The sequence below is a fragment of the Enterococcus sp. AZ088 genome (assembly GCF_051714845.1).
Lineage (GTDB): Bacteria > Bacillota > Bacilli > Lactobacillales > Enterococcaceae > Enterococcus > Enterococcus faecalis.
Window position 1 is genome coordinate 841,003 of record NZ_JBIOSQ010000001.1, and the last position, 23,880, is coordinate 864,882.

The following is a 23,880-nucleotide window of genomic DNA, read 5'->3' on the forward strand; positions in this document are numbered from 1 at the left end:
TCAAGTATTTCTATAATCTGTAAGTTTTTTGAGACTCTTATCAGATATGCTTCTTTTTCTATATTTTATCAGAAAATTCTGGTAACTTTGAAGGTTATAGTTTGTAAAATGGAGGGATCGGTATGAAGAAATTAAAAATGTTAGGATGCGTCGGTTTGCTTTTAGCTTTAACGGCTTGTCAGGCGGGAACGGGAAACTCGGCTGATAGTAACAAAGCAGCGGAACAAAAAATTGCAATTAGTTCTGAAGCGGCTATTTCGACAATGGAACCACACACAGCGGGGGATACGACCTCGACTTTAGTCATGAATCAAGTTTATGAAGGACTCTATGTTTTAGGTAAAGACGATGAATTAGAGTTGGGGGTCGCTGCCGAAGAACCAGCGATTTCTGAAGATGAAACCGTTTATACATTTAAGATTAGAGAAGATGCCAAATGGTCGAATGATGATCCAGTAACAGCAAACGACTTTGTTTATGCATGGCAACAAGTTGCTTCCCCTAAATCAGGATCGATTCATCAAGCTTTATTTTTTGATGTCATTAAAAATGCTAAGGAAATTGCTTTAGAAGGCGCAGATGTGAATACTCTTGGGGTTAAGGCGCTAGATGATAAAACGTTAGAAATAACTTTAGAACGGCCCACCCCTTATTTGAAATCTTTGCTTTCGTTTCCTGTTTTGTTTCCACAAAATGAAAAATATATCAAAGAACAAGGGGATAAATATGCCACTGATGCAGAACATTTGATTTATAATGGTCCTTTTAAATTGAAAGAATGGGATAATGCCTCTTCCGATGACTGGACCTACGAAAAAAATGATACGTATTGGGATGCTGAAAAAGTTAAATTAACAGAAGCGAAAGTTTCAGTAATTAAGAGCCCAACGACAGCGGTGAATTTGTTTGACTCGAATGAATTGGATGTAGTGAATAAGCTAAGTGGTGAATTTATTCCTGGTTATGTTGATAATCCAGCCTTTCTTTCAATTCCTCAATTCGTCACATACTTTTTAAAAATGAACAGCGTTCGTGATGGAAAAGAAAATCCGGCTTTAGCTAACAACAATATTCGTAAAGCGTTGGCACAAGCTTTTGATAAAGAAAGTTTTGTAAAAGAAGTCTTGCAAGATCAATCAACGGCTACAGATCAAGTAATTCCTCCGGGACAAACGATTGCGCCAGATGGAACAGATTTCACAAAACTAGCTGCTAAGAAAAATAACTACTTAACCTACGATACAGCGAAAGCAAAAGAATTCTGGGAAAAAGGGAAAAAAGAAATTGGGCTGGATAAAATCAAATTAGAATTTTTAACAGATGATACAGACAGCGCCAAAAAAGCTGCTGAGTTTTTCCAATTTCAATTGGAAGAAAATCTAGATGGATTAGAAGTGAATGTTACTCAAGTTCCTTTTACTATTCGTGTTGATCGTGATCAAACGAGAGACTATGATTTAGAATTATCTGGTTGGGGAACCGATTATCGTGATCTATTATTATGAATTTTAAATGCACTTATATCAGTGTTTGTTATTGATAAATTGGAGTTTGAATACCATGTTGAATACCATATTTATGAATTCATAAAATTTAAAAATTTGTTTGCTACATCTTTTTCAGCGTTTTTAGTTACATGTGTATAGATATCTAATGTAGTACTTACGTTACTGTGTCCTAATCTTTCTTGTACCTGTTTAATTGAAGCTCCTGATTCAAACAATAGAGAGGCATGTGTATGTCTGAACCCATGTGGAGATATATTAAATTGAGGATATTTTTTCAATTTTTTCCATAAAATATTAGCTGGCATAATTTGATTGTTTGTATTACTAAAAACTAATTGCTTTTTATCTTCTTCAACTCTTATACCTCGAGCTAAGAGTTCTTTTTTTTGTTCTAATTTCCATTTTTTTAAAATATTTAAAGTTGTAGAATCAATTGAAATAGTACGATCAGAAGAACTTGTTTTAGTAGTTGATATTGTTCTGTTATTAGCCGTGTAAGATACATTTTTACTGATATTAATTGTTTCGTTATTCCAATTAATATCTGACCAATTTAAAGCAGCTAATTCACTTTTTCTCATACCAGTAAAGGCTAGCAAATGAAAAATGGTGTAGTATTGTATAGGTTCTTTTTGTTTAATAAAATTTAAAAATGTTTGGAGCTCATGTCTATCTAAAAAGTTTTGATTCTCTTTTGTTTTAATTTCTCGTTGTCGTTTAGGCATAATAATTCGTTTCATGGGGTTTATTGACAGTAAATTTTGTGCAATTGCAAATTCAAATATTGTTGATGTATACATTTTCATAGAATCAAAACGTTTATATTTTTTGCTCCATTCATTGACTACTTTTTGACAATAAGAAGGAGTGATTTTAGCTAATTTTAGTTCACCGAAAGCAGGTAAAATTTGTTTTTCAAAATATATTTTTACTCTTTCAGCAGAAGATGTTTTAACAGTGTTTACATATTGAGCATACCAGAGTTCGTAAACATCCTTAAATAAGCTATAATCTTGTTTTACAAATTTTCCACGGTCAATTTCTATCTGTAATTGAGCAAGAGCAAGTTTTGCTTCTTTTTGAGTTTTAAAGCCACGTCTAGTTGTGCGTTTGGATTTTCCCGTTAATGGGTCAATTCCTAAATAAGCTTGAAACATATAGGCAGTTGAACCATCTTTCTTTGTATATTTTTTTATTGTAGTCATATTTATGAACTCCTTTTTTACTCAAATTCCAGTTCCGCAACGCTTTCTTCGAAATAGTCTAAAACATTATGCTCATCAATAAACTCTAACCATTGTTTACGCCAATAATCTTCGAGCGGACATTTAGGTACATGAGGACTGATTTGGTTATACAAATTGCTAACAGTAGTTTCCCACATGGTGTTTACTTCATGTTCTAATTTAATTAGATTCCAACGTTTGTCTTTTGGACGTTTTTGATTTTTTTCATTTTGATAATCAATTGCTTTTTCTAAAAAGATATTCTTAGCTTTACAATTTTCTTCTAAATATTTTTTGAATTCATCTAGGTACATAGTTTTCTTCCTTTCTCGAATGTATGTTCTTGTTGTTGCAAAAGAAAAGCCCGAAGGCTAATCTTAATTTTTTTTACTTTATAAAGTCTTAGTTAGGTTGATTGATTGCGTTTTTTTCATGCCAATCACTCGGAAATCCTAAGGAATTAGTGATAGTTTCGACGGGTATAGAATTTAATTTATTATTCAAACTGCGAATTCTTTTTCTAACAGTATTGTTGAATAATGCATATTGTTCTTTTTCAAGTAGAAATTGCATCATTAGAAAACAATTGAACAAGTCTTGTCTAGGGGAGTTTTTTCTTATTCCATTTAATTCGTGAATCTCCGGAATGAATTTTACGTTATTCTTTGATTTAAAGTTGAAGAGCATATTATTGTGAGCAACACAATTTCTAAGATCCAAAAGATTGAAAAGCAAATGTTGAAGTTCTAATGGTTCCAAAATAATTTTTTTGTCAATATTACGCTCTAAGTAATGAGTGGTATCACGGGCAATTGTATTTTTTAATTTATTGTTAAAGTGGCTGTACATATAGACAACTTGTCCGAATGTTAACTGATTGATTAAAACCCATATAGGTACATTTTTGTGATTATTACTATAATGTTTAATAGAATTTGTTTTTTTACTTTTTAAATTATCACTAATAATTTTAGAAAGTTGTGATATTGTAGTACTAAGATTTAATAAATTTTTATTGTCATAACTAGAGGAAAGCAAGTACGCATAAGGAGTGTCAGAATATGTTTCGCCAAAACGATAAGACACTATAGATTTTAGGTGTTTTTCACATTCGATTAGATATTTAAAGAAAATTGATTTTATTTCTGAATCGAATGTGTGAACTGCACGAATTTCATTAAATGTTGTACCTGGAATATATTTATCAGTTTCTGCTTGAAAAAATCGACTATAAACATTGATAACATTGTAATAACTATATTGAAGAAGATAGTACTTTGCTTTTTCATGGTCAGGAATGGAAAGACCTCGAGATTCAAGTAATGCAATTTGTTCATCTAAATTTTTAAAAGGTTTCATATTCGCCATCCTTTCTTACAAACAAAAGCGCCCCTTACTCATTATGAGTAAGAGGCGCTTTGCGCAAGTAGGTCCTCCAAATAAATTGGTCAGATCTCCCACTGCTTTTCCTTACTCATATTGTATTCTAATGGTATTTGTATGTCAACTATTATTTGTAAAAGAAATCTGCATTACATAGTATTATTGTTTTTCTCTATTAAAATATTTTGCTGCCCCGTTAACAAAATAAACTTGTACTTCTCGTTTTCCAGATGAACTTTTTTCTAAATAAGTATATTCTTTTATATTTTTTTTAGAATCAACTGCTATACTTAATTCATTTAAAGCATCTAATCTAGTTTCTAAATTATCATCAGAAACTAGATTATTCATTTCATATAAAGGTTTGTATGCTGAATATATATTTTCAGAAATAGTTGCTGGATTATTTTCTATTTTTCTAGGTTTGCCTATTTGTTTTTCAACTTCTTGAATACTCATTCCGAGCTGCAATGAATCCCATTCTTTCTTGGTGATGACACCTTTAAAAGAAAAAAATATAAAAGTGCTTAAAATAATTATCGCAATAGTTCCAATCGCAATTAAATTATATTTATTTTTAAGTAATTTTTTCATAGATACCTCTCTTCTCTTAATTTAAGTATATAAAAAACCACCTAGCCGAATTGGTCAGGTGGTTCTTTTTCGTTAACATAAAACCACTTTCCAAAGTTTCTGATTAGTCGTTTTTTAGTTATATTTATTTTTTTCTGTTTGTCTCTTGTTTTCCATAAGATAACAGAGATGTTAGTAATTAAAACTAGTAAAACAATAAGAATATAAGGAGCTATTTTAAAAAATAGTATTAAATATTCTAAAAATTTTTCCATTATAAAATCCTATCTGATTTTAATAATCAATAATTTCAACAAAACCTGAATTAGAAGATGTTGGAGTTATTCTTATTTCGACAGTACACCGTCTTTTTGCACCGTAAGCATTCACTACGGTTGCTTTTGCTGCATAGAACCAGTGATCTTCTTCTTGAGTCCAGTTTTTTATCATTCCTGTCCAAGTATGGATTTTACTTCCCTCATATGGAAAATCCCTTTCAAATTGCGTTTGTGCTAATTCATTTAATATAGCCTTTTGTTCAACTGTTGGAGAAGGAACTATATTTGTGATGTCATCTTTGGAACGAATATTAGCGTTATTTTTAGAAGTACTTGTGTTATTCTCGATAGAATAAGAAGATGTAGATTCAGTTGTACTACTAGTTGTCATAGTATTTTCATTTATTGAAGAACTTGGATGTTTTAACTCTTCTTGCTTAGTTTTCCAATAGTCATCTTCCTCAGCTAATATTTGTTTAGTTTTGATTTCAGCTGTTTTTTTATGGCCATATTGGTCTTTGAAATAATATATAGTTTTATCCATAGGGATTTTTTCATTTATTTCAAATTTCCCATTTTCATCTGAAATTAGTTGCTTTTCTTCTTTGTCTTTACTGGATACATATATTTTTGTTTTTGGTAATGTTTTTCCAGGCAAACGAAAAGTATTATTTTTTAAATTATATTCAACGGCATATAAAACGAACTCAGCAGATTTATTTTTGGATATTACTGCGGAAGTATCGGTAGTATTTTTATTTTTTTCTGAAACCTGTTTACTTGAAGATGAAAAATAAATACATGATAGTATGATTAACATGGTAGATACAGTTATTAAAATTTTTCGTTTATAAGAAAATGATTTTATAGTTTCAAAAAGATTTAACAAAGGCATTGTAGCTGAAATGTGTTTGTTTAATAAAAAGTTAGTGATTATTATAAGAAATAATAGTATACAAATGACCATTATTCCTAATAAATTAAATGTTTTTGAAGAAAGTATATAACTAAAAAATAAAACTATAAAACTAACTAAAGATATAGTGCTTAATTTTTTTGAAAGTTCATACTTAGATATACCGAAAGATATAAGACTAAATATGGTTGTGAGTAAACAACTAATTAGGCCAATAACAAATGTTAAACTTATAAATATTTGCATAATATAACTCCTATTAATTAAAACTTTCAATAATACTTATAGTACCATTGGGGTTGAATAACAATTTATAGTTGTTATAAACAAGACCTTCTGGATATTTTTTGTAATACGTATTTAAAGCATATTCTAAAGTTTGTATGGTTATACCTAAAAACTCAGCGCATTCCCAAATATATGTAAAGCACTCATGATAGCAGTCAATTAGGTCTTGTGGGGTAACAACCATAGTTGCACCAACTTCACGAGCTTTTTGCTCTTGTTTTCTTTTTTCATTCGTATCTTGATCTATTATATCACCGACAGTAGTGAGATGATGTCCGATTTCTTCTGCAACAGTGCAGGTTAACTCATTAGAATTTTGTTTTGGATTTAAGTACACTATATTATTAATGTATAATCCTTTTTGTTTTTCAGGCATATTCGGCTCAAATTTATATATTAAATCTGAATATTGAGCCATAAGTTCTTCTGAATTTACCATAAAAAAACACCGACTACTTAATTTTTATGATCTCTTTTTTTAATGTAATCAATGAAGGAAAGAATTTCATCCATTTCTTTGTCTGAAACGTCATCATCAATGTGAGCAGCAATAGTCATTTGTTTCTTTGATAGTTTTTTTGTTTTTTCGTTTTTATTATCCAAATAACCTGCTAAACTCATTAATTTGTCGTAATCTACATCGTAAGCTTCTGAAAGTACTTTTAGAGCTTCTGGTGTTGGTTTGATAGGGGTGCCACGTCTACTAATCCCTTTTTCTAAATCAGAAATATAAGAATGACTCAAACGGCCATTTATTCTCTCGGAAACACTACGTAATGATTCTTTGCCTCGTAATTCCCGTAAATACTCTCCTAATGTGTATGACATAGTTCCCACCTCCTTAAATAAGTGTAATCTATAGCTTACAAAAAAGTAAATAAAAAAAATGTAATTTATGATTGACAAGGTGTAGTTCATGTACTACAATAGTTTTTGTAAGATATAGCGAACAACAGAGAGGGGTGAAAAAATTGAGTAATTCAGTTCGTGAATTTCGTGTTAGTAAGGGAATTACCCAAACAAAATTAGCAAAGATGGCCAATATATCTAGACCTTATTTAGCGGAAATAGAGAAAGGTGATAGTAATCCAAGTGCGCAAATTGCCATTTCTATTGCAAAGTCTTTAGGAACAACTGTTGAGACTATTTTTTTACCAAAAACGTCGTACATGAACTACAAAAAGAATAAAAATGTCAGAAAACAAAAAAATGATTAGTTTCATTTTGGAAATCAAGTCAAATGTGAAGCTTATTATTGAACTAGCAACATATGATCGATTAGTTCGTCTGTATGAACAAACACAAGCTAAGTTGAACTATCAGTTAGAACTAATCTGATTATAAACAAAATTTTATCGTATAAAAAGATATTCAAATAAGAAAGGAAATCGAAAAAGTCCAATGTCAACATCAATGATATTAAGAAAATCGTTAAATGATGTTCTTAATAAGAAAAATGAAAAAAAGAAAGATGTAGCGCAAGAAATCAATGTATCTCAACAATCATTAAGTGATTGGACATCTCAGAATAATGCTAAACCAGTAACAATCGAAAATGCACTGAGACTAAGTAATTATTTTAGAGATTCAACATTTACTTTGGAAGTAATTCATCAATTTTTTGGAGTATTTAAAACGTGTGATGGTGATGTTTATCGAAAAGATCCAACATCACTAGAGAGATTACAAAAAATTGAATCTGATGAAAGAAAATCTTTAGAAGAAAATGTTGAAAGAATTATTTTAAAAAATCCAGAATATTTTTCTGAGAATGATATTTCTAAAATAATTACCTATATAAATGAATATTTGGATGAAGTGATGATAGAAATTACTTTGTTGAGTATTTTATGCGATCTTGTTGCAATTGATATTCGATATCTAAGTGAGCAGAGATTAACTCATTGGGAACAATTAGGATATGTAAGAAGTAAAAAAGCTAATAGTTTGTATAGGAGGTGTAGCCATGAGCGTTAAAGAGGAATTAGCAAATGTAATAGAAAAAATGGTGGAAGAACAGGTGTCGGAGCAAATGAAAATCATTGAAGAGAAATACTTTGCTAAGTCAAAACAAACACGATTTACTCAAGCAGAACTTGCTGAAAAATGGGGTTGTTCCAAAGGCTATGTTAATCGTTTATTGAAAAAATATGGCATTGAGCCTATTGGTAAACGTGGAAAAGAGTATGAGTATGAGGGAAGTCAAGCTGAGAAAGTAAAGAGTGTCTACGATGACGAAGTACTTTATCAAGAACAACTTAACTGGAAAGTTAGAGCAATGTAAAAAAGGATAAGCCTAACTTATCCTCAGTTAAAAGTAGTATCAACAATGATTGCTTTTGGATTCATATCATTCTTAATGGATTCAATGATTTCTAAAACAGAAGATTTGTAATAGTAAGTTTTGCTTGATGCGATTATTTCATTCTCTTCGGTTTTAATCAAAAAATAGTATTTTTTATCAGAAGCTCGTTTAATCACAAAAAACACATTGGCACCTCGCTTTAAAAAATTTTTATCAAAAATAACGAAAGGATAGAAGCTAATGTTTAATTTTTTAATCAATCCAGAATTTTGGAAAGGATTTATAGTCTTGGGGATTTTAGTAATTATAGCTATCTATTTGGCGATTAAGCTTGATAATTAATCACTTTACTTTCAACTAAATTATATCAAAAAAATCATAGGAGGTTAACCATGAAAGCAATCCGAGAAGCACGATTGATAGGCGCATTTTTAGTGATGATTGTATTAGGAGTATTACTGAAAACCCACTTTTCAATGTCAACACTAGTAACACTAAGTGCACCTTTCTTTATCCATTGGTTTTTTAACTGGGATGAAGCGAAGTATCAATACTCTAAAAAAGGAGGCGGTGAAAAATGTATGTAGCTGTAGGTGAAGCTAGTAGAGAAACATATGTGATTGGAGAAACACAAGCGGAAGTCTTTAGAAAATTGCTCGAAGAATATCCATATGTTTCATTTGATGAAGGTGTTTATCCAGAGAGATTAAGCATAGTACAAAAAGAGCCCCAATCGTCTGCAAACGAATAGGGCAAATATTGAACAAAAAAATCAAAAATTATTAACTAAGGAGAGTATATCAAAATGAACGATAAAATTCAAAATTTATTAATGGAACTTGTTAAAGAATGTCGGAAAGGAAAAGTTGCGATTGTTTTGTCAACTGTTGATTCAGAAATGATGGAAGCATCCAGTGTTCTGCTTGCAGGGTCTTTGTCTGAACAAGCAATCGCATTTAGTGAAATACTTAAAAGATTTGAAGAAGAAGCACTTTCTGTTGATTGTGATTGTCCGCAATGTAAACAAATAAAAGAAGCATTTATTGATGCAAAATCATCTTCAACTAAACAAAACAATGAGGAAAAACTAGATATATTGTTAAAAGATTTTTTACGAGGTGAGTTGTAATGATTAAAGTAAGAGGTTTAGGTAACGACATTTACGAATTAATGCTAGCAAATGCACAGAATAACATTATTCAATCTGTTCGGACATCTGCATCTTATGGCAATACAAGTTGTGTGGTAAGCAGTAAAGGAGCTACAAAACCATTTTTAGATCAATTACAAATGCAAGGTGTCGATTATATCGAATTGGAAGATGAAAAAATAAAACTATTTTGGGAGGGGTTGTAATGCCTGAATTTGATTCGCTAGGGGCAAGACAAGAGCCACCTGAAGAAAAAGAAGTGTTAGAGCCAACGTGGGAACACGACGAGGAGGAAGAACAATGACCGAAGAAATATTACACAGTATCAAGAAAGAACAAGAAATTACAAATAGTTTGTTAGAAATTATCGCTAATAGAATAGAACGAAAACGTAAATCAGTGGTTTATTCTTCGGATAATTCAAAGGATGATCTTTTAAAAAGAATTGAAGAACTATCCGAAGAAAACATACTTTTGAAGAGTCGAGCGGAACAAGCTGAAAAGTCATCGAATATAGCTAATGATGAACTTTCTAAATTAAGAATGAGTATCTTTAGTAATCGAAGAATCGGATAGAAACAACTTAATGCTATCTAATTCAAAACCAATAAAATCTGTGTCAAAGCGATTGTTTTTGTATACTTTTTCAATCATTGATAAACAGGATGTGTCCATTTCTAGTTCTAGGTGTCCGAGAATCGGTTTGGTAGGAAATATACCAGTAACAATGTCGTAACAGCTATTTTTATTTGGCAAAAGAAAATTAATAGAATGTCTCGTTTCGTCAATCATCAGTACAACATCTGATTTAAGTTTGATAAAAATGACATTTTCTCCACAAAGATAAGTTTTTACTTCGATGAATTCGCCATCAATAGTTTTTTGTAGTTTTGGCTCCATCAAATAATCATACATTAAAATCACTCCTTTAAGGAAAGTGTATCAAATTTATAATACGAACAAAAAGAGAACAAGGAGGTAAGTACGATGAGCAAATCAACGCTTGAAATGACTCACGATGAGTGGTTATTAGATCGTTTAAAGGGTATAGGTGGATCAGACGTTGCAACGATTTTAGGCTTGAATCAATATAAATCAGCTTATCAATTATGGCTAGAGAAAACAGGTCAAGTTGAGTTGAAAGATACAGAAAGCGAGCCAGCCTATTGGGGAAATGTTTTAGAAGAAGTTGTTGCAAAAGAGTTCCAAGAAAGAACAGGAAAAAAAGTTCGTCGTAGAAATCAAGTCTTCGAACATTCGCTCCATCCTTTTTTAAGAGCAAATATTGATAGAGAAGTGGTTAGAGAAAATGCCATTTTAGAATGCAAAACTGCAAATCAATTTTTAGCGAAAGAATGGGCAGGAGACGAAGTGCCATTGAGTTATCTTTGTCAAGTTCAGCATTATATGAATGTTTTGAACAAAGACTATTGTTATATTGCAGTTTTAATTGGTGGTCAGAAATTTATTTGGAAACGAGTAGAACGTGATCAGGAATTAATCGATGTACTGACCGAGCAATTAGTTGATTTTTGGGAAAACAACGTAATCAAAGGCGTTGAACCTATTATTGACGGAAGTAAGGCAACAGCTGACTTTTTAAAGGATAAGTATAGCGATATAGAAGAAACGCAAACTACTTTACCTGCTTCGTTTGACGAATTGATAGATCAAAAAAATGAAATGAAGAAAACCAAAAAAGAGTTGGATGTAGCTATTAGAAAAATTGAAAATGAAATAAAAAGCGAATTGGGAAAAAGAAATGCAAGCATTGGTATTACCAAAAAACATATTGTTGAGTGGAAGGAAATACCTACTAAAAGATTGAACAGTAAAAAGTTTGCTGAAAAATATCCTCAAATTGCAGAAGATGAAGAAATATATATGGTTACTACGCCACGAAGATTAATAGAAAAGGAGATTAAGTAATAATGGCAACAAACGAAACCTTAAAAAATCAATTATCACAACAAAATCAAAAACAAGTTCCTGCGAATCAATTAGGTTTGAAAGGATTAATGAATACTCCTACTATGAAACGGAAATTTGAGGAAGTTCTTCATGAAAATGCTAATGCTTTTATGTCAAATGTCATGACTTTAGTTTCTAATGATAGCTATTTGGCAGAAAGCGAGCCAATGTCTATTTTAAGCGGGGCTTTAACAGCTGCTACATTAAATTTAGGATTAGATAAAAATCTAGGTTATGCCTATCTCGTACCATTTAATACTAAAAATAAGCAGACTGGCAAATGGGAGAGGAAAGCTCAATTTATTTTAGGATATAAAGGATATATTCAATTGGCTCAACGGTCAGGTAAATATAAAGCATTAAATGTTATTGAAGTCTACGAAGGAGAGTTACTGAGTTGGAACAGGTTAACGGAAGAATTTGAATTTGATCCAAATGGTAGACAATCAGACGATGTAATCGGATATGTAGGATATTTTGAACTATTAAATGGATTCAAGAAAACTGTTTATTGGACCAAACAAGAAATTGAAGCTCATCGAATTGCAAATAGCAAAGACAAAGAAAAAACAAAATTGAGCGGTGTCTGGGCTACAGATTATAATGCGATGGCTCGTAAAACAGTATTAAGAAATATGTTATCAAAATGGGGAATTTTGTCCATCGAAATGCAAGAAGCGACAACTTCAGATGAAAAAGTTCAACAAATGCAAGAAGATGGAAATATTATTTCTGAAACGGAAGTAGAAGAAAATACTACGATGAAAACAGCAGAAGTAATTAATGAAGCTGATTCAGATTCATTGAATCAAACAGATTTATTTGATACTAAAAATCCACCATTAGACAAATAAAGAGGGGATTTTTCCCTCTTATAAGGAAGTGATAAAGTGGCAAGGCCATATAAACAAGGCGTTGACTACTATTCATTAGATGTTGATTTTTTGAAAGATATTAAGTATCGAAAAATTCGAAAATCGTGTGGACCACAAACTTGCGAGATACTACTTTGCTTGCTGAGTTATATCTATGGAGACATGGGATATTTCTTGCGGTGGGATGAAGATTCGGCGTTCTTAGTTGCTGACGATGTTGGGGCGAAAGAGGGTCTAGTAGAAGAAGTTGTAAACAAAGCGGTACAAGTAGGATTTTTTGATTATGATAAATATCAAAAATATAAAATCTTAACATCAAATGGTATTCAAAAAAGATATAAATTGATGACATCTAAACGGAAAGAAGTAGTCTTACAAGAAGAGTATTTGATTATTGATGGCAATAATTCTCTTTCAACTGTAGTTAATGATGTCAATAACTCACCTTCAACTGTAGTTAATGGTGTCAATAATACACAAAGAGAAAAAGAAAGAGAAAGTAAAGTAAATAAAAGTAAAGTAAACAAAAAAGAAACAGAAAGTAGCATCAATCCGTCGTCACCTGAAACATCGGTTGAAAAAGCATTCTTTGAAGAGCCGTTAGGTGAAGAAAAGCTAACGGAGTTAATCCGCTATTATTCACAGAATGTAAGTCCTGCTACTCCTGTTAATATCACTGATTTACAATATGATCTTGCTGATTTTGGCGGAGACCTCGAGCTATTGAAAGAGGCTGTTAATATCTGTGCTAGAAATAATGAACGAAGATATAGCTATTTTGCTGGTATTTTGAAAAATTGGCGAGCAAATGGTGTAAAAACATATGCTGATTATCTAAATAACGAGAGAGAACGAGCAGATAAAAAAACACAAAATAAGCAATATCAAAATAAACCTGTTCGGCAAGAAAAGGTGCCTGAATGGATGAATCAAGCAAACGGTGAAGAAGAAAAAGTTTCGCCAGAAGAACAAGCTGAATTTGAAAGGCAAATGCAAGAATTGTTGGGAGGATAAAACATGGATGAATTAGTTAAATTAGTGGAAGAATGGGCAAAAGAAAAGCGTTTAGATAAAGCAGAGCCTGAAAAGCAAATGCTAAAAGTGATTGAGGAAGTCGGAGAAGTTGGTGCTGCATTGGCAAGAAACAACGAAAACGACCTAAGAGATGGTATCGGTGATGTGGTTGTGACGCTAATTATTCTCGCTATGCAAAATAACATGGACTTATACGAATGCTTAAATCAAGCATATAGCGAAATCAAAAATCGCCAAGGGGAAATGGTAAACGGAGTATTCGTCAAAGAAGCCGATTTGTAAGGTTCGAGGTGGAAGAGATGCGAATTATTTTGCCGATTGAACCTAAGCCACAAAGTCGCCCTAGGTTTGCAAGACGTGGGAATTATGTTCAAACGTACGAAGATCGAGCGATGAAAGAATACAAAAATCAAGTAAAAAATTATCTTCGTAAATCAAGAGCAAAGTTGATTGAAAAAGGGCCGATTTCCGCACATGTGACGTTTTATATCCATCCGCCTAAATCAGCTCTAAGCAATAAACAAAAGCGATTAGAGGTAAATATGGAGCGAATGTATTGCGATAAAAAGCCCGATTTGGACAACTATTTCAAAGCAGTGACAGATGCTGCCGAAGGTATTTTATATAAAAACGATGGTCAAATTGCTGTGATGGTTTGTCAAAAGTTATACAGTATGCGACCACGGACAGAAATTGAAATTATGAGTTTGGAGAATATAAATGAAAATTGATATTGGCAAAACCTATGAAATTATTCCTCATAATCGCTTTCAGCATGTTTTACATGGAACAGTACAAAAAGTCTATGATAATTCGGTGTTAGTCAAAGTTTGTCATGTACATCAAAATGAGGAAGAAATGATAACAGATTCTAACAATCAAATCATTGTTAGTAAAAAATATCTATCCAAGCAAATTAAAACAAAAGAAACGAAGGAGACAAAACACATGAAATTTAATTTAAATACAGCAACGTTACTTATTTCAGGAAATTTTGGAGTGAAAGCAGAGGAATGTTTAACGATCTCAAAAAGCGGTCTGGCTTTAAGTGGTCCAGTAGTTCAACGATTGAACAAACCAGAATGGGTTCAACTATATTTAGACGAACAAAACAAAGCGTTATTTGTTTTGCCGTGTGAAGCAACTGCAGAAGGTGCAAGAAGTTGTGTAAGTCCTAAAGCAAATAAAAAAACAGGCTATCGAAAAAGCTGGAATGGTCATGTGTTAAGAAAAGCTGCCGAAGTTGGAGGATTTAACATTGAAACAGATGTTTACCATGTAAAACCAGAAGAAGTGGAAGGACATCCAAACGCTTTAGGATTTGATTTGACAAAGGCGGTCAAAGTGAATGGGTAAAACTAAATCTAAAATCAAAAAGAAAAAACGCCGACTTAAAGAAAAAGCTATCGCAAACGGCACATACAATAAGCGAGGTAAAAACGATGACGTGCATAAAATGCAAGGGACAGATGATTGTCTGGGAAAAAGATAGATTCGGTCATGCGAAATCAATGCCTTGTCCGTTATGCAACAAAAGTGGGCAAGGTGTTGCGAAAAAGTTAGCTGAAATAAAGAAGAAATAAACGAAAGGAGTGGAGGTTTGGTCGACCATAAAGAATTCTTTACTCCTGAAATGATGAATAGTTACCAAAAGAAACGCAAAACACATTAGAAATACTAAAAGAAGCAATGGAACTTCTGGAAAATAAAACAAGCAGTTCATTTACTGAACCAGAACAGCTGTCATTATTTTAGAAGTGGATCCAAGAAGGCAAAGTGCAAAATCAGTGCGTGTTTTTGTCTGTTTTACGTTTCTTTATGGCTGGAAGGCTAAACCATAGAAGCAGAGCTGCAGGGAAAAATAGCAAGAAAACGCCTAAACTGATTTTATGTAATAAAAAGGCAACAGCGGAGGCTAATTATGAAATTAATCTATGTTTTAACTGGAAAAGAAGAAAATAAAAACTATGTAAAAAAATTTGTTGGAAATTATTGCAGTTTTGGACCTAAAGAGGATGCAAAAGCATTTACTAGTGAAGAAGCTGAACAGATGAGAAGACTGTTAGAGAATAGTGTAGGCAATGCGTTTGTTATTGATGATGATAGGGAGGAAGAAAATGATTTATATTAAAAATTTTGTACATGATTTTGATTCTTCAACAATTACCTTTGAAGTAGAACGTGAAGGGGTCACGAATCATGTAGAAACTAGAGATACTGGTTATGGAACGACTTCTACAGATATTAATGATTTTACTGAAGATTGGCCAGATTCTGAATACAATCAATTAGAAGAGTTTTTAAACGGTTGTCAAGAAATAGTGCATTCATTTTATCGTTGAAAGATTATATCGTAGGTGTTGAAATTATTGATTTTGTAGAGGAGGAATCAAAATGAAACTATATCGATATGAAAGTTCAAAAAATACTGGACGTTGGACAGAAAGCTTAATTCAAGCAACTAAAGAATTTGAAGATGAAAAAGACTACTTAATGGCTGATGATCCAGAAGAAGATGAAACAGTAAAACTAGTATCGATTGAGATATCAGATGACTTGATAGATGAACTAGAAGATGAACGTAAAGAGTTGAAACAGGCTATATTAATGCCTGATCCAGATCGTTTAGATGGAAATCCAAGAGAAGATGGCTATGACTTTGATTTTTATGCTGCTTGGTCCGATGATATAGCGAAACGTAAGGAGGTATCGGAATGAGTATTCAACCAGGAGACAAAGTAAAGTATATTGGTACGGCAATTCCCAAATATACTGGGAAAATATTAGAGGTAGAGAAGGTAATTCCGTTAGGCTATATTCTTTTATTTCCAGAAGAAGATAGAGGATTAATAGGATTTGAAGGGTTCGGCGTATGGAAAAAAGAATCGTTAATCTGTGGATTTGATGAAGTGGAGGAACAGCGATGAATAAACGCCAAAAAAATAAGCAGTTAAAAAAGTGGCTAATTAAAAACGGATATTCAGACAAAAAAGGAAAACTTCATTGTTTGGAATGTGGGAACATATTAAGTTTTAAGGACGAATATCAAAAAAGATACTTAGTATGTAATGAATTGTGCTATATGCACAGTGTGGGATTAAGCTGGCGTGATTTTATATGAAAGAAGAGAGAAACAGCAATGAATAAACGTTTTTAATTAATTGCAACTTTTTTACAATAACTAGCTGATTTTTGCAACTAACAAAAAAAGCCAACCGACCACTGGTTGACTAAGAAGAATATTTTACCAGAAAAGTGGTAGCTTGTGATATGTGAGGTTACTTTACCCCAAACATTGGTCACAATAAAAATATTTTACCATAAATAGAAAAACTCAACTAGTTTTTTCTAGTCGAGTTTTTCCAGATGACATCACTCAAGATGAATTGAGTTGTCTATATTATATCATGATGAAATAAGAAATTTCAATAAAAGTAAATAAAAAAAGCCGGATTGCTCCGACTGTGAGTAATGTTTTCGACATAGTTATTATACCACAAAAGGAGCGATTTCACTTGATTAAATTGCTAAAAGAAGTAGATTTTCGACAAACAAAAGCGAATGCTAGAAATGTGTTGAAGAATTTTAGACGTTTAGAGCGAATAGCTGGTCGCTCTTTGATAGATTTAAAATCACCAATTATTACAGATATGCCTAAAAGCCAAAGTCATGGGAACAAAGCAGAAGATGCGCTAGTACAATTAGCAGATGCAGAAGCAGAAAGAGACGCAATTTTATCTGCGCTTATGGCATTAAGTCTTATTAGTCGTCAAGTGTTATACTATAGTTTTTGCGATGTAGAAAAACATACCAATTGGGAAATAGGGCAGTTAATACGTGGATATGGTGAAAAAAATGTTGAGAAGTTAAAATCTAATGCTTTGATTGAATTTGCTGAAGCCTATAAACACGGAATTTTAGTTGTTTATAAATAGAAAATTTTGTAGGGTTTTTGTAGGGAAATTGTAGGGATTTTATTCGGAAATCCATGTTATTATGGTAGTGTCGAAAGATAAGGAGACGAGGTAAGGCATGCATTACCTATCTTAGCTCCGTTTCGCTTATCTTTGGAGGCTACCTACAAAAAATAAAGAATAAGGATGTGGAAAGTCCAGTTCTTTTGGTCTCGTTTAGTCGTAGGTAGCCAAATATTGCAATAAACTTGGCATGAAGCTTACACGTAGACGTATGTTGCAAGCACTTGTCAAGATAGCGCTATGTTAGTTGCAATGATCACTCACAAATCAGACGTTCTCAAACTAAAAGAAATGGGGTGCAATTCCTCTCTCTTTTTTCTACAGGTTTGTGAGTGATTACTATTAAAAATTGAAAAATCAATAGATTTAAACCTAGTGGAGAGCATTTGAACAATGTGCTAGGGTAGTATGGGATAAGTCGATAACTAAAATGAATTGGGATACTGATTGATTTTAGTGGTGGATTTTACAGCAATGTAAAAAGGACTAATAGTAAAAGCTATTAATCGCAAAGTACTACGTGGAATTTGTGCAGGTGTAAGGTACGAAACTTTCGGGCGTGACAATAGACGCTCCAGTGGAGAATAATCTAAGTTAGGTGGAAGTGTGAGAAGCTTGGCAGACCTTAGAAACCTCAAACCAAGCGCTTTGCAGAGAAACTGAGAAATCAGTGTTTAACGAAAGAAGTCGGTACGAGTAGCTTAATGCAGCAATTTATTTACAGATGACAAATAATAAAAATGGGACTCTTATGTAAATGCTGAATGTTCAAGTGAAAGTTATTAGCCAGTAGAGCTAGATCATACAGAAAAAGCAAAGAGAAGCTATTGGGTAGCGCCTGATAGTTCAGCCTCTTTGGGTATGTGACTGAATAACACTGTAAACAAAGGAAGCAGGAAGAAAAGCCTAAATCTGTTGATTTTTGAGTTTTTAATGAGGCATATTGTCTAGTTAATTATTATAAAAGGATTGAGTGAAATTGAAAACATGTAAAGAAAAATTGCAAGAACTTTTGGGAAATAAAGATTTAACTTTTGTAGAATGGTCGCAAACGAATGAAGAAAAGGACGATGGTTTTACAGAAGTTGAGGTAACTTTTAAGTATAAAGTAAAAACTCCTGTTAAAGAATAACAGGAGCTGAAATTTTAGAATCTAGGCAAACTCAATAAATTATCTTTTATAGTATGGTTTGCTTTTGTTCTAATATAAGGACGTCCATTTTGAGGATGGACAGATTCTACTAGAGCTTTTGAGTAGTTTGAAGTGGTATAGTAGTATTCAAAATTCATGTCTAAATACATCACTACTTGTTCAACAGATTCTACTTTTCCGTCTTCTAATTTTACATAGGTAATTTTATCAGTAGATGTAGAATAAGCCTCAGAAGTTCTAATATGCGTGATTCTGCGAGACATAAAAATCACCTCCTTGAGTATATTATAACAAATGTGTATTGTTTCACAATATGAAAAATTATCGCTGTGGCGGAAGTAGAGAGACGCAAAGGTGAAGATAGAAAGCGTAAGGCGCACTATTGAGACCTTGTACAAAACTAAAGAGGGTTAGTGCATGAGTGGTGCAATCCCACTCCAGCGATATTGAGATTATGGTAGGAAATCTCAAAAATGGCATAGTGGGAAAATCCTTTCGGTTGGCGTGTAGCATCTGGGATGCAACGAGCATATAGCGAGATAAGAGGCAGGTTCGATTCCTGCCACGCCAATAGGTAGCTTAGCTACTTAAATAAAAGAATCGTCAATAAATGTTTCTTACTTTAACGGTCGGTTCACCTCCTTTCAGAATTAGCCAGCCTGCGGAAACAGGATAAAGTGGCTAGCAACCTAGTATTGCTAAATAAGTGTTAGATTGGCTAGGCAGTCTAACAACATTTCGTCTGGTAAGGCGGTAAAAAATTATGTATAATAACTTTTGTAGAAAAGTGAAAAGATGGTGGCTAATCTCTTGAATAAAGGGGTGATGCCTATGGTTCATAGCTTTATCCCTAGAAGGGAGTAGGCATGTCTGTATACGAAGCATTATCGCTAATGCTTGCATTTGCAACGTTAGTTTTGCTTATTATAGACCATACGAACACAAAAAAATAACCATCTAACACTTTAGCAGAGAGTAGATGGTTAAACCATTGAAATTAAGCTGCCGTCTTTTTAACGGTTCTACATTTGGGCGTGTTAGCAGCACGTCCTTTTTCTATATACATTATATCATGAAACAAAATAAATTCAATCGAGACTACTCAACGTAAGTGAGTGGTCTTTTTTGTACATAAAAAGCCACTAGACTATGGGTTCTAGTGGCTAGGTAGCATTCGTGAAAAATTAGTTGGTTGCTATTTACAAAAAGGAGTTGCTACCTATGAGTAGTATATCAAGAAATAATTTATTGAATCAAGTACATAAAACAACTAGGAGAGAAAAACATGAAAAGCTATTGGTATGTATCGCTAACACATAAATATCCACAGCTGAACCGCTCAACTGATTCAATGCGCGTTGTTATGTCTGTGCAGATAAAAAAGAATGCATCTATTGTCGAAATGACGAGAGAAGCCACACCAAAGGAAATTGACGCGTGCAAGCTTATTTATTGTGGGCATGGCTATTTTGATGAAAAGAACATTCAAGAGAACATTAAGCGAAATATGAGGGATTAGATATGAATATTGAAAAGATGAAGTTATCAGAACTACGCCCTGCTGAATATAATCCAAGGGTTGAATTAAAGCCAGGTATGGAAGAATATGAGAAGCTTAAACAATCCATTTTGGAATTTGGCTTTGTTGATCCACCAATTTTTAACAAAAGAACAGGAAATTTAGTTGGTGGACATCAACGTGTAACGGTAGCAAAAGATTTAGGAATTGGCGAAATTGAAGTATCTATTGTAGATTTACCTATCGAAAAAGAAAAAGCTTTAAACATAGCTTTAAATAAGATTTCTGGCCAGTGGGATGAAGATAAATTAGCTTTGCTATTAAATGAATTAGATGAGAACGAACTTAATATATCAGGGTTTACTGATAAAGAAATCCAAGAGGTTATTGATCAGTATGATATGCGGCTAGATTTGGAAACAGAAGCAATAGATGATGGTTTTGAATTTGAGTTACCTGAAAAGCCCAAAGCAGCTTTAGGTGATATCTATCAATTGGGAAGACATCGATTAATGTGTGGAGATAGCACCAATAAAGCACATATAGAGTTATTGATGGATGGAGAAAAAGCGGATTTATTAATTACTGATCCACCGTATAACGTAAATTACGAAGGAAAAACAGAAGCAGCATTAAAAATTAAGAACGATAATAAAACAGCCAGTGAATTTTATGATTTTTTAAGAAGTGCATTCAGTTCAGCTTATGATAATTTAAAAGAAGGTGCTTCTTTTTATGTTTGGTATGCATCATCTGAAGTAATTAATTTTGTTAATTCGTTGGTAGATTCTCAATTTATGGTGAAACAAGAACTTATTTGGTTAAAAAATTCTTTTGTTCTCGGGAGACAAGATTATCATTGGCAACATGAACCTTGTTTGTACGGATGGAAAAAAGATGGAAGTCATCGTTGGTATGGAGATAGGAAACAAACCACTATTCTTGATTTTGATAAGCCAATAGCTAATAAAGAGCATCCAACTATGAAGCCTATTCCTTTATTCGATTATCAAATTAAAAATAGCTCAAAAAAAGGAGATAAGATACTAGATATATTTGGAGGAAGCGGCACGACGATGATTGCATGTGAACAAAATGACAGGCAAGCTTATTTGATGGAATTAGACCCAAAATATGTCGATGTAATTATTAATCGTTGGGAAGAGTTTACAGGCAAAGAAGCTATAAAACTGAATTAAATAAAAAGAAGCCGAGTGCGCTAACACTCGACTACTTCAACGAGGCACCAAAAACACCCCGAAGACACAGAGAATTCCCACGCGTGGATTTTCGACACCCTCTGTGTCTTTTAGCATTTTATCAAATGCGGGGTGTTTTAACAATGGGAACAAAAGCAGAACATGAAGAAATTGATATTTTAGATTTAGAATTGGAAAAAGAATTTGAAGATGCTGAAGATTATGAGCAATATAGAAAAATCATACGTGCAACGATGGCTCAATGGTTAAAAAATCTTAAAAACGGTGAAATTAAATTAACTTCAGTGAATGATCTAAAAATACTTATTGAAGCTGATAAAATACTTAGAAGTTAGAGGAGGTGCGGTCAATGACAAGAAATGAAAAAGAACCATCAAATAAAACAAAAGAAAGATATGACTTGTTTGTTGACTGTTATCTGCAAACTTTTAATGCAACGCAATCAGCAATCAAAGTTGGATATTCAAAAAAAACTGCTCGCCAACAAGCCCATAAGTTATTGACAAATGCTTACATTAAGCAAAAAATTCAATTTGAAATGAAAAGACTACGTAATCGCATGAAAGACGAGGGATTGCGTAGTTTTTCTATGCTTTTAGATATAGCAATGCAGACTGAGGAAAAAATACAAGCTCATAATGAAGCAGAGATAGAAATCGATAGGATAAAGTCCGAGCTTAGTGATTTAGAGCTTGAAATGCTTAAAGCCAATAATGACTTAGAAAAGGTACAAAAGGCTGCAGATGCTATTGATGGTCGAAAAAAAGAAATGAGAAACCACAAAAGAAGTCTTTTGGAGCAAGTTGATTCTATAAAGAAAGAATACTTTGAATTAAACATTAAAAGAGTTGTACTATTAAATGAATTGTCAAAACATCAATCTCGTTATCTTGATGCTAAAGAATGGGAAAAGTTGCAAAGCTTAAAAAAATCTATTTTCCAAGATATTTTAGACCGAGGTGGTTTTAAAGCCATTGATCAGGTACAGCATAGTGGAAAAGTGAGTGTTAATCCACTAGCTAATTTTTCGGAAGAAGAATTGAGGCGATTAGCAAATGGACCAAGAGCAACTTGATGCATTAGCTAACGCTGCGTTAGAAGAATTGGCTAGGAGAAATTACAGTGATTTTTTCTATTTGTCTCATGGTAAACAGTGGGATTTGTTAAGACATCAGAAGTACATTACAGATCGGCTTCAAAAAATAATTGATGGGGAGCAAAAGTATTATATTATCGAAATACCTCCCCAACACGGCAAATCTACTGTAATTACAGAAACATTTCCAGCTTATTATTTAATGAGGCATCCAGATAGTCTGGTGATGGTTGTTTCCTATTCAAAAGAATTATTTCAAAAGTTTGGTAGAAAGAACCGCGAAAAGTTCCGCTTGTTTTCGGACCAGTTATTTGGCTTACAAATAAGCTCTGAAACATCATCTGTTAGCGAATGGGGAGTTGAAGGACATCTAGGCTCGCTGTATAGTACATCCATATTAGGTGGTGCTACAGGTCGTGGAGCAAGACTATTGATTATAGATGATCCAATTAAAAACAGGGCAGAAGCAGAGTCTAAAACAATTAGAGATAAAATATACAATGAATGGCAGGATACTTTTTATTCACGTTTAACAGCAGATGCTAGCGTAATTGTAATTATGACTCGTTGGCACGAAGATGACTTGGCAGGACGTTTATTAAAAGAACAAGCATTACCGTGGGAAGAAATAAAAATACCTGCAATTGCAGAAGAGAATGATTTGCTAGGAAGAGAACCAGGAGAAGCTTTAGCTCCTGAAATTGGCAAAGATGAAGAATGGGCAGCTAAAACAAAGGCTGTTACTGGCTCTCGTGGATGGGCTGCTTTATACCAACAAAGACCAACTCCTGCAGGAGGAAATATATTTAAACGTTCTTGGATTAAGTTTTATGTACCAACATTAGAAAAGAAAATAGAATTTAACTTAGGAGATGACGTGGTTATTTTACCACGTCTTTTTGATCGTCAAGCACAGTCTTGGGATTGCACATTTAAAGATACTGAGACATCTGACTTTGTTTCTGGTCAAGTCTGGGGCAAAAAGAGAGCTGATTTTTATTTGTTGGATCGGCATCATGAAAGAATGGGGATTGTGGAAACAATGAAAGCTATCAAGGTTATGTGTAATAAGTGGCCTAAAGCTAGAGGGATTTACATTGAGGATAAAGCAAACGGAACCGCTGTTATTGAGATGCTTAAGAAAAAGATATCTGGAATTGTTCCCGTTACTCCTGATGGTGGTAAGGAAGTTAGGGCTAACGCTGTTGCTCCTCTTTGGGAAGCAGGAAATGTTTATCTTCCACATCCGTTAATTTGTCCGTGGATAAATGATTTTATTGATGAATTAGTTGCATTTCCTAATGCTGAACATGATGACGATGTTGATAGTATGACTCAAATGTTAAATAAAATGATTGGTAAAGCAAGTCTAAGAGAAAGATATCTTGAAAACTAAAAATAAAAGGT

The 23,880-nt window shown here is 33.0% G+C and carries 39 protein-coding genes and 1 tRNA gene; 30 read left to right on the top strand and 10 right to left on the bottom strand.

Annotated features, from left to right (window positions below; translation table 11 throughout):
• The first annotated feature begins 122 nt into the window (after nucleotides 1–122).
• Nucleotides 123–1,505 (top strand): peptide ABC transporter substrate-binding protein, encoded by a 1,383-nt coding sequence (locus IGL17_RS04125; RefSeq protein ID WP_438759986.1) that lies wholly within the window; start codon nucleotides 123–125, stop codon nucleotides 1,503–1,505.
• Between the two features lie 71 nt (nucleotides 1,506–1,576).
• On the opposite strand, the gene IGL17_RS04130 is transcribed toward IGL17_RS04125, so the two are convergent.
• The 7 genes from IGL17_RS04130 to IGL17_RS04160 form a co-directional block, all read right to left on the bottom strand.
• Nucleotides 1,577–2,713, bottom strand: coding sequence for a site-specific integrase (locus tag IGL17_RS04130; RefSeq protein ID WP_104680727.1), 1,137 nt, complete (start codon nucleotides 2,711–2,713; stop codon nucleotides 1,577–1,579).
• Nucleotides 2,714–2,730: 17 nt separating this feature from the next.
• Entirely contained in the window at nucleotides 2,731–3,048 is a 318-nt protein-coding gene (locus IGL17_RS04135; RefSeq protein WP_258076843.1) for a hypothetical protein, read from the bottom strand.
• An 88-nt stretch (nucleotides 3,049–3,136) separates the two neighbouring features.
• Complete coding sequence (locus IGL17_RS04140; protein WP_438839736.1) at nucleotides 3,137–4,102, bottom strand: Abi family protein; 966 nt, start codon at nucleotides 4,100–4,102, stop codon at nucleotides 3,137–3,139.
• A 174-nt stretch (nucleotides 4,103–4,276) separates the two neighbouring features.
• Complete coding sequence (locus tag IGL17_RS04145) at nucleotides 4,277–4,711, bottom strand: hypothetical protein (RefSeq protein ID WP_104680724.1); 435 nt, start codon at nucleotides 4,709–4,711, stop codon at nucleotides 4,277–4,279.
• Between the two features lie 273 nt (nucleotides 4,712–4,984).
• Nucleotides 4,985–6,130, bottom strand: a complete 1,146-nt coding sequence (locus IGL17_RS04150) for a hypothetical protein (protein ID WP_104680723.1) — start codon at nucleotides 6,128–6,130, stop codon at nucleotides 4,985–4,987.
• A gap of 13 nt (nucleotides 6,131–6,143) precedes the next feature.
• The gene (locus tag IGL17_RS04155; RefSeq protein WP_010711575.1) at nucleotides 6,144–6,611 is read right to left on the bottom strand and encodes an ImmA/IrrE family metallo-endopeptidase; all 468 of its coding nucleotides are present in this window, start codon (nucleotides 6,609–6,611) and stop codon (nucleotides 6,144–6,146) included.
• Between the two features lie 17 nt (nucleotides 6,612–6,628).
• Nucleotides 6,629–7,000 carry a helix-turn-helix domain-containing protein gene (locus tag IGL17_RS04160; RefSeq protein WP_010711576.1) on the bottom strand — a complete coding sequence of 124 codons (372 nt, stop codon included), beginning with the start codon at nucleotides 6,998–7,000 and terminating at the stop codon, nucleotides 6,629–6,631.
• A 134-nt stretch (nucleotides 7,001–7,134) separates the two neighbouring features.
• On the opposite strand from IGL17_RS04160, the gene IGL17_RS04165 reads away from it, so the two are divergent.
• The 3 genes from IGL17_RS04165 (at nucleotide 7,135) to IGL17_RS04175 (ending at nucleotide 8,456) form a co-directional block, all read left to right on the top strand.
• Nucleotides 7,135–7,389, top strand: a complete 255-nt coding sequence (locus tag IGL17_RS04165; protein WP_258076842.1) for a helix-turn-helix transcriptional regulator — start codon at nucleotides 7,135–7,137, stop codon at nucleotides 7,387–7,389.
• A gap of 184 nt (nucleotides 7,390–7,573) precedes the next feature.
• A complete protein-coding gene (locus tag IGL17_RS04170; RefSeq protein WP_010711578.1) occupies nucleotides 7,574–8,149 on the top strand; it encodes a hypothetical protein in 576 nt (191 codons plus the stop codon).
• Nucleotides 8,139–8,456 (top strand): MarR family transcriptional regulator, encoded by a 318-nt coding sequence (locus IGL17_RS04175; protein WP_010711579.1) that lies wholly within the window; start codon nucleotides 8,139–8,141, stop codon nucleotides 8,454–8,456. The genes IGL17_RS04170 and IGL17_RS04175 overlap by 11 nt, the downstream gene beginning before the upstream one ends.
• A gap of 23 nt (nucleotides 8,457–8,479) precedes the next feature.
• On the opposite strand, the gene IGL17_RS04180 is transcribed toward IGL17_RS04175, so the two are convergent.
• Nucleotides 8,480–8,662, bottom strand: coding sequence for a YegP family protein (locus IGL17_RS04180; RefSeq protein WP_002364224.1), 183 nt, complete (start codon nucleotides 8,660–8,662; stop codon nucleotides 8,480–8,482).
• A 207-nt stretch (nucleotides 8,663–8,869) separates the two neighbouring features.
• Between IGL17_RS04180 and IGL17_RS04185 the strand changes: the two genes are divergently transcribed.
• From IGL17_RS04185 to IGL17_RS04205, 5 genes are all read left to right on the top strand, one after another.
• The gene (locus IGL17_RS04185) at nucleotides 8,870–9,064 is read left to right on the top strand and encodes a hypothetical protein (RefSeq protein ID WP_104680721.1); all 195 of its coding nucleotides are present in this window, start codon (nucleotides 8,870–8,872) and stop codon (nucleotides 9,062–9,064) included.
• On the top strand, nucleotides 9,055–9,228 hold the full coding sequence (locus tag IGL17_RS04190) for a hypothetical protein (RefSeq protein WP_002403882.1): 174 nt from the start codon (nucleotides 9,055–9,057) through the stop codon (nucleotides 9,226–9,228). Before IGL17_RS04185 ends, IGL17_RS04190 begins: the two co-directional genes overlap by 10 nt.
• 54 nt (nucleotides 9,229–9,282) lie before the next feature.
• On the top strand, nucleotides 9,283–9,606 hold the full coding sequence (locus IGL17_RS04195) for a hypothetical protein (RefSeq protein ID WP_104680720.1): 324 nt from the start codon (nucleotides 9,283–9,285) through the stop codon (nucleotides 9,604–9,606).
• Entirely contained in the window at nucleotides 9,606–9,833 is a 228-nt protein-coding gene (locus IGL17_RS04200) for a hypothetical protein (RefSeq protein WP_042888979.1), read from the top strand. Before IGL17_RS04195 ends, IGL17_RS04200 begins: the two co-directional genes overlap by 1 nt.
• Before the next feature lie 94 nt (nucleotides 9,834–9,927).
• The gene (locus tag IGL17_RS04205; protein ID WP_104680718.1) at nucleotides 9,928–10,203 is read left to right on the top strand and encodes a hypothetical protein; all 276 of its coding nucleotides are present in this window, start codon (nucleotides 9,928–9,930) and stop codon (nucleotides 10,201–10,203) included.
• On the opposite strand, the gene IGL17_RS04210 is transcribed toward IGL17_RS04205, so the two are convergent.
• Nucleotides 10,165–10,542: a hypothetical protein gene (locus IGL17_RS04210; protein ID WP_002410219.1), complete on the bottom strand. Its 378-nt coding sequence runs from the start codon at nucleotides 10,540–10,542 to the stop codon at nucleotides 10,165–10,167. The genes IGL17_RS04205 and IGL17_RS04210 overlap by 39 nt on opposite strands.
• Before the next feature lie 72 nt (nucleotides 10,543–10,614).
• Here IGL17_RS04210 and IGL17_RS04215 point away from each other — a divergent pair, with 72 nt between their 5' ends.
• The 14 genes from IGL17_RS04215 (at nucleotide 10,615) to IGL17_RS04280 (ending at nucleotide 18,617) form a co-directional block, all read left to right on the top strand.
• Nucleotides 10,615–11,556, top strand: coding sequence for a YqaJ viral recombinase family protein (locus tag IGL17_RS04215; RefSeq protein ID WP_104680717.1), 942 nt, complete (start codon nucleotides 10,615–10,617; stop codon nucleotides 11,554–11,556).
• Nucleotides 11,557–11,558: 2 nt separating this feature from the next.
• Nucleotides 11,559–12,452 (top strand): recombinase RecT, encoded by an 894-nt coding sequence (locus IGL17_RS04220; protein WP_002369907.1) that lies wholly within the window; start codon nucleotides 11,559–11,561, stop codon nucleotides 12,450–12,452.
• 36 nt (nucleotides 12,453–12,488) lie between these two features.
• Nucleotides 12,489–13,487, top strand: a complete 999-nt coding sequence (locus tag IGL17_RS04225; protein ID WP_438759994.1) for a Lin1244/Lin1753 domain-containing protein — start codon at nucleotides 12,489–12,491, stop codon at nucleotides 13,485–13,487.
• A gap of 3 nt (nucleotides 13,488–13,490) precedes the next feature.
• A complete protein-coding gene (locus tag IGL17_RS04230; protein ID WP_029678144.1) occupies nucleotides 13,491–13,790 on the top strand; it encodes a MazG-like family protein in 300 nt (99 codons plus the stop codon).
• Nucleotides 13,791–13,798: 8 nt separating this feature from the next.
• Nucleotides 13,799–14,239, top strand: a complete 441-nt coding sequence (locus IGL17_RS04235) for a RusA family crossover junction endodeoxyribonuclease (RefSeq protein ID WP_181033990.1) — start codon at nucleotides 13,799–13,801, stop codon at nucleotides 14,237–14,239.
• Nucleotides 14,229–14,864 carry a hypothetical protein gene (locus IGL17_RS04240; protein WP_104680714.1) on the top strand — a complete coding sequence of 212 codons (636 nt, stop codon included), beginning with the start codon at nucleotides 14,229–14,231 and terminating at the stop codon, nucleotides 14,862–14,864. Before IGL17_RS04235 ends, IGL17_RS04240 begins: the two co-directional genes overlap by 11 nt.
• Nucleotides 14,857–15,000, top strand: a complete 144-nt coding sequence (locus IGL17_RS04245) for a hypothetical protein (protein WP_002382585.1) — start codon at nucleotides 14,857–14,859, stop codon at nucleotides 14,998–15,000. The genes IGL17_RS04240 and IGL17_RS04245 overlap by 8 nt, the downstream gene beginning before the upstream one ends.
• A gap of 429 nt (nucleotides 15,001–15,429) precedes the next feature.
• Entirely contained in the window at nucleotides 15,430–15,639 is a 210-nt protein-coding gene (locus IGL17_RS04250) for a hypothetical protein (protein WP_002411119.1), read from the top strand.
• Nucleotides 15,626–15,850, top strand: a complete 225-nt coding sequence (locus IGL17_RS04255; RefSeq protein ID WP_002406924.1) for a hypothetical protein — start codon at nucleotides 15,626–15,628, stop codon at nucleotides 15,848–15,850. Before IGL17_RS04250 ends, IGL17_RS04255 begins: the two co-directional genes overlap by 14 nt.
• Nucleotides 15,851–15,902: 52 nt before the next feature.
• The gene (locus tag IGL17_RS04260; protein WP_104680712.1) at nucleotides 15,903–16,226 is read left to right on the top strand and encodes a DNA-directed RNA polymerase subunit delta; all 324 of its coding nucleotides are present in this window, start codon (nucleotides 15,903–15,905) and stop codon (nucleotides 16,224–16,226) included.
• The gene (locus tag IGL17_RS04265) at nucleotides 16,223–16,435 is read left to right on the top strand and encodes a hypothetical protein (RefSeq protein WP_080292518.1); all 213 of its coding nucleotides are present in this window, start codon (nucleotides 16,223–16,225) and stop codon (nucleotides 16,433–16,435) included. The genes IGL17_RS04260 and IGL17_RS04265 overlap by 4 nt, the downstream gene beginning before the upstream one ends.
• Nucleotides 16,432–16,629, top strand: a complete 198-nt coding sequence (locus IGL17_RS04270) for a hypothetical protein (protein ID WP_016632675.1) — start codon at nucleotides 16,432–16,434, stop codon at nucleotides 16,627–16,629. Before IGL17_RS04265 ends, IGL17_RS04270 begins: the two co-directional genes overlap by 4 nt.
• Nucleotides 16,630–17,026: 397 nt before the next feature.
• Nucleotides 17,027–17,443 carry an ArpU family phage packaging/lysis transcriptional regulator gene (locus IGL17_RS04275; protein ID WP_202494467.1) on the top strand — a complete coding sequence of 139 codons (417 nt, stop codon included), beginning with the start codon at nucleotides 17,027–17,029 and terminating at the stop codon, nucleotides 17,441–17,443.
• A 1,021-nt stretch (nucleotides 17,444–18,464) separates the two neighbouring features.
• Complete coding sequence (locus IGL17_RS04280) at nucleotides 18,465–18,617, top strand: hypothetical protein (RefSeq protein WP_202494476.1); 153 nt, start codon at nucleotides 18,465–18,467, stop codon at nucleotides 18,615–18,617.
• A 14-nt stretch (nucleotides 18,618–18,631) separates the two neighbouring features.
• Here IGL17_RS04280 and IGL17_RS04285 read toward each other — a convergent pair whose 3' ends face one another.
• Nucleotides 18,632–18,901 (bottom strand): DUF3892 domain-containing protein, encoded by a 270-nt coding sequence (locus IGL17_RS04285; protein WP_016632917.1) that lies wholly within the window; start codon nucleotides 18,899–18,901, stop codon nucleotides 18,632–18,634.
• Between the two features lie 237 nt (nucleotides 18,902–19,138).
• On the opposite strand from IGL17_RS04285, the gene IGL17_RS04290 reads away from it, so the two are divergent.
• The 7 genes from IGL17_RS04290 (at nucleotide 19,139) to terL (ending at nucleotide 23,869) form a co-directional block, all read left to right on the top strand.
• Nucleotides 19,139–19,209 (top strand) — tRNA-Arg (locus tag IGL17_RS04290).
• Nucleotides 19,210–19,504: 295 nt separating this feature from the next.
• A complete protein-coding gene (locus tag IGL17_RS04295; RefSeq protein ID WP_219842374.1) occupies nucleotides 19,505–19,591 on the top strand; it encodes a putative holin-like toxin in 87 nt (28 codons plus the stop codon).
• A 332-nt stretch (nucleotides 19,592–19,923) separates the two neighbouring features.
• The gene (locus IGL17_RS04300; protein WP_181033988.1) at nucleotides 19,924–20,157 is read left to right on the top strand and encodes a hypothetical protein; all 234 of its coding nucleotides are present in this window, start codon (nucleotides 19,924–19,926) and stop codon (nucleotides 20,155–20,157) included.
• Between the two features lie 2 nt (nucleotides 20,158–20,159).
• Nucleotides 20,160–21,356 carry a site-specific DNA-methyltransferase gene (locus IGL17_RS04305; protein ID WP_104680710.1) on the top strand — a complete coding sequence of 399 codons (1,197 nt, stop codon included), beginning with the start codon at nucleotides 20,160–20,162 and terminating at the stop codon, nucleotides 21,354–21,356.
• Nucleotides 21,357–21,481: 125 nt separating this feature from the next.
• The gene (locus tag IGL17_RS04310; protein ID WP_010711272.1) at nucleotides 21,482–21,712 is read left to right on the top strand and encodes a hypothetical protein; all 231 of its coding nucleotides are present in this window, start codon (nucleotides 21,482–21,484) and stop codon (nucleotides 21,710–21,712) included.
• 14 nt (nucleotides 21,713–21,726) lie between these two features.
• Nucleotides 21,727–22,452 (top strand): terminase small subunit, encoded by a 726-nt coding sequence (locus tag IGL17_RS04315; RefSeq protein ID WP_104680709.1) that lies wholly within the window; start codon nucleotides 21,727–21,729, stop codon nucleotides 22,450–22,452.
• On the top strand, nucleotides 22,433–23,869 hold the full coding sequence (gene terL / locus IGL17_RS04320; protein WP_010711274.1) for a phage terminase large subunit: 1,437 nt from the start codon (nucleotides 22,433–22,435) through the stop codon (nucleotides 23,867–23,869). Before IGL17_RS04315 ends, terL begins: the two co-directional genes overlap by 20 nt.
• The last annotated feature ends 11 nt before the right edge of the window (nucleotides 23,870–23,880 follow it).

Excerpts from the sequence above, each read along its gene's own strand:
- IGL17_RS04230 (WP_029678144.1), top strand. The coding sequence starts at position 13,491 with ATGGATGAATTAGTTAAATTAGTGGAAGAATGGGCAAAAGAAAAGCGT.
- IGL17_RS04300 (WP_181033988.1), top strand. The coding sequence starts at position 19,924 with ATGAAAAGCTATTGGTATGTATCGCTAACACATAAATATCCACAGCTG.
- IGL17_RS04215 (WP_104680717.1), top strand. The coding sequence starts at position 10,615 with ATGAGCAAATCAACGCTTGAAATGACTCACGATGAGTGGTTATTAGAT.
- IGL17_RS04175 (WP_010711579.1), top strand. The coding sequence starts at position 8,139 with ATGAGCGTTAAAGAGGAATTAGCAAATGTAATAGAAAAAATGGTGGAA.
- IGL17_RS04125 (WP_438759986.1), top strand. The coding sequence starts at position 123 with ATGAAGAAATTAAAAATGTTAGGATGCGTCGGTTTGCTTTTAGCTTTA.
- IGL17_RS04305 (WP_104680710.1), top strand. The coding sequence starts at position 20,160 with ATGAATATTGAAAAGATGAAGTTATCAGAACTACGCCCTGCTGAATAT.
- IGL17_RS04245 (WP_002382585.1), top strand. The coding sequence starts at position 14,857 with ATGGGTAAAACTAAATCTAAAATCAAAAAGAAAAAACGCCGACTTAAA.
- IGL17_RS04285 (WP_016632917.1), bottom strand. The coding sequence starts at position 18,901 with ATGTCTCGCAGAATCACGCATATTAGAACTTCTGAGGCTTATTCTACA.
- IGL17_RS04295 (WP_219842374.1), top strand. The coding sequence starts at position 19,505 with ATGTCTGTATACGAAGCATTATCGCTAATGCTTGCATTTGCAACGTTA.
- IGL17_RS04130 (WP_104680727.1), bottom strand. The coding sequence starts at position 2,713 with ATGACTACAATAAAAAAATATACAAAGAAAGATGGTTCAACTGCCTAT.
- IGL17_RS04150 (WP_104680723.1), bottom strand. The coding sequence starts at position 6,130 with ATGCAAATATTTATAAGTTTAACATTTGTTATTGGCCTAATTAGTTGT.
- IGL17_RS04255 (WP_002406924.1), top strand. The coding sequence starts at position 15,626 with ATGATTTATATTAAAAATTTTGTACATGATTTTGATTCTTCAACAATT.
- IGL17_RS04260 (WP_104680712.1), top strand. The coding sequence starts at position 15,903 with ATGAAACTATATCGATATGAAAGTTCAAAAAATACTGGACGTTGGACA.
- IGL17_RS04265 (WP_080292518.1), top strand. The coding sequence starts at position 16,223 with ATGAGTATTCAACCAGGAGACAAAGTAAAGTATATTGGTACGGCAATT.
- terL (WP_010711274.1), top strand. The coding sequence starts at position 22,433 with ATGGACCAAGAGCAACTTGATGCATTAGCTAACGCTGCGTTAGAAGAA.
- IGL17_RS04200 (WP_042888979.1), top strand. The coding sequence starts at position 9,606 with ATGATTAAAGTAAGAGGTTTAGGTAACGACATTTACGAATTAATGCTA.
- IGL17_RS04270 (WP_016632675.1), top strand. The coding sequence starts at position 16,432 with ATGAATAAACGCCAAAAAAATAAGCAGTTAAAAAAGTGGCTAATTAAA.
- IGL17_RS04210 (WP_002410219.1), bottom strand. The coding sequence starts at position 10,542 with ATGTATGATTATTTGATGGAGCCAAAACTACAAAAAACTATTGATGGC.
- IGL17_RS04140 (WP_438839736.1), bottom strand. The coding sequence starts at position 4,102 with ATGGCGAATATGAAACCTTTTAAAAATTTAGATGAACAAATTGCATTA.
- IGL17_RS04250 (WP_002411119.1), top strand. The coding sequence starts at position 15,430 with ATGAAATTAATCTATGTTTTAACTGGAAAAGAAGAAAATAAAAACTAT.
- IGL17_RS04205 (WP_104680718.1), top strand. The coding sequence starts at position 9,928 with ATGACCGAAGAAATATTACACAGTATCAAGAAAGAACAAGAAATTACA.
- IGL17_RS04195 (WP_104680720.1), top strand. The coding sequence starts at position 9,283 with ATGAACGATAAAATTCAAAATTTATTAATGGAACTTGTTAAAGAATGT.
- IGL17_RS04145 (WP_104680724.1), bottom strand. The coding sequence starts at position 4,711 with ATGAAAAAATTACTTAAAAATAAATATAATTTAATTGCGATTGGAACT.
- IGL17_RS04135 (WP_258076843.1), bottom strand. The coding sequence starts at position 3,048 with ATGTACCTAGATGAATTCAAAAAATATTTAGAAGAAAATTGTAAAGCT.
- IGL17_RS04240 (WP_104680714.1), top strand. The coding sequence starts at position 14,229 with ATGAAAATTGATATTGGCAAAACCTATGAAATTATTCCTCATAATCGC.
- IGL17_RS04155 (WP_010711575.1), bottom strand. The coding sequence starts at position 6,611 with ATGGTAAATTCAGAAGAACTTATGGCTCAATATTCAGATTTAATATAT.
- IGL17_RS04315 (WP_104680709.1), top strand. The coding sequence starts at position 21,727 with ATGACAAGAAATGAAAAAGAACCATCAAATAAAACAAAAGAAAGATAT.
- IGL17_RS04190 (WP_002403882.1), top strand. The coding sequence starts at position 9,055 with ATGTATGTAGCTGTAGGTGAAGCTAGTAGAGAAACATATGTGATTGGA.
- IGL17_RS04170 (WP_010711578.1), top strand. The coding sequence starts at position 7,574 with ATGTCAACATCAATGATATTAAGAAAATCGTTAAATGATGTTCTTAAT.
- IGL17_RS04185 (WP_104680721.1), top strand. The coding sequence starts at position 8,870 with ATGAAAGCAATCCGAGAAGCACGATTGATAGGCGCATTTTTAGTGATG.
- IGL17_RS04160 (WP_010711576.1), bottom strand. The coding sequence starts at position 7,000 with ATGTCATACACATTAGGAGAGTATTTACGGGAATTACGAGGCAAAGAA.
- IGL17_RS04220 (WP_002369907.1), top strand. The coding sequence starts at position 11,559 with ATGGCAACAAACGAAACCTTAAAAAATCAATTATCACAACAAAATCAA.
- IGL17_RS04310 (WP_010711272.1), top strand. The coding sequence starts at position 21,482 with ATGCGGGGTGTTTTAACAATGGGAACAAAAGCAGAACATGAAGAAATT.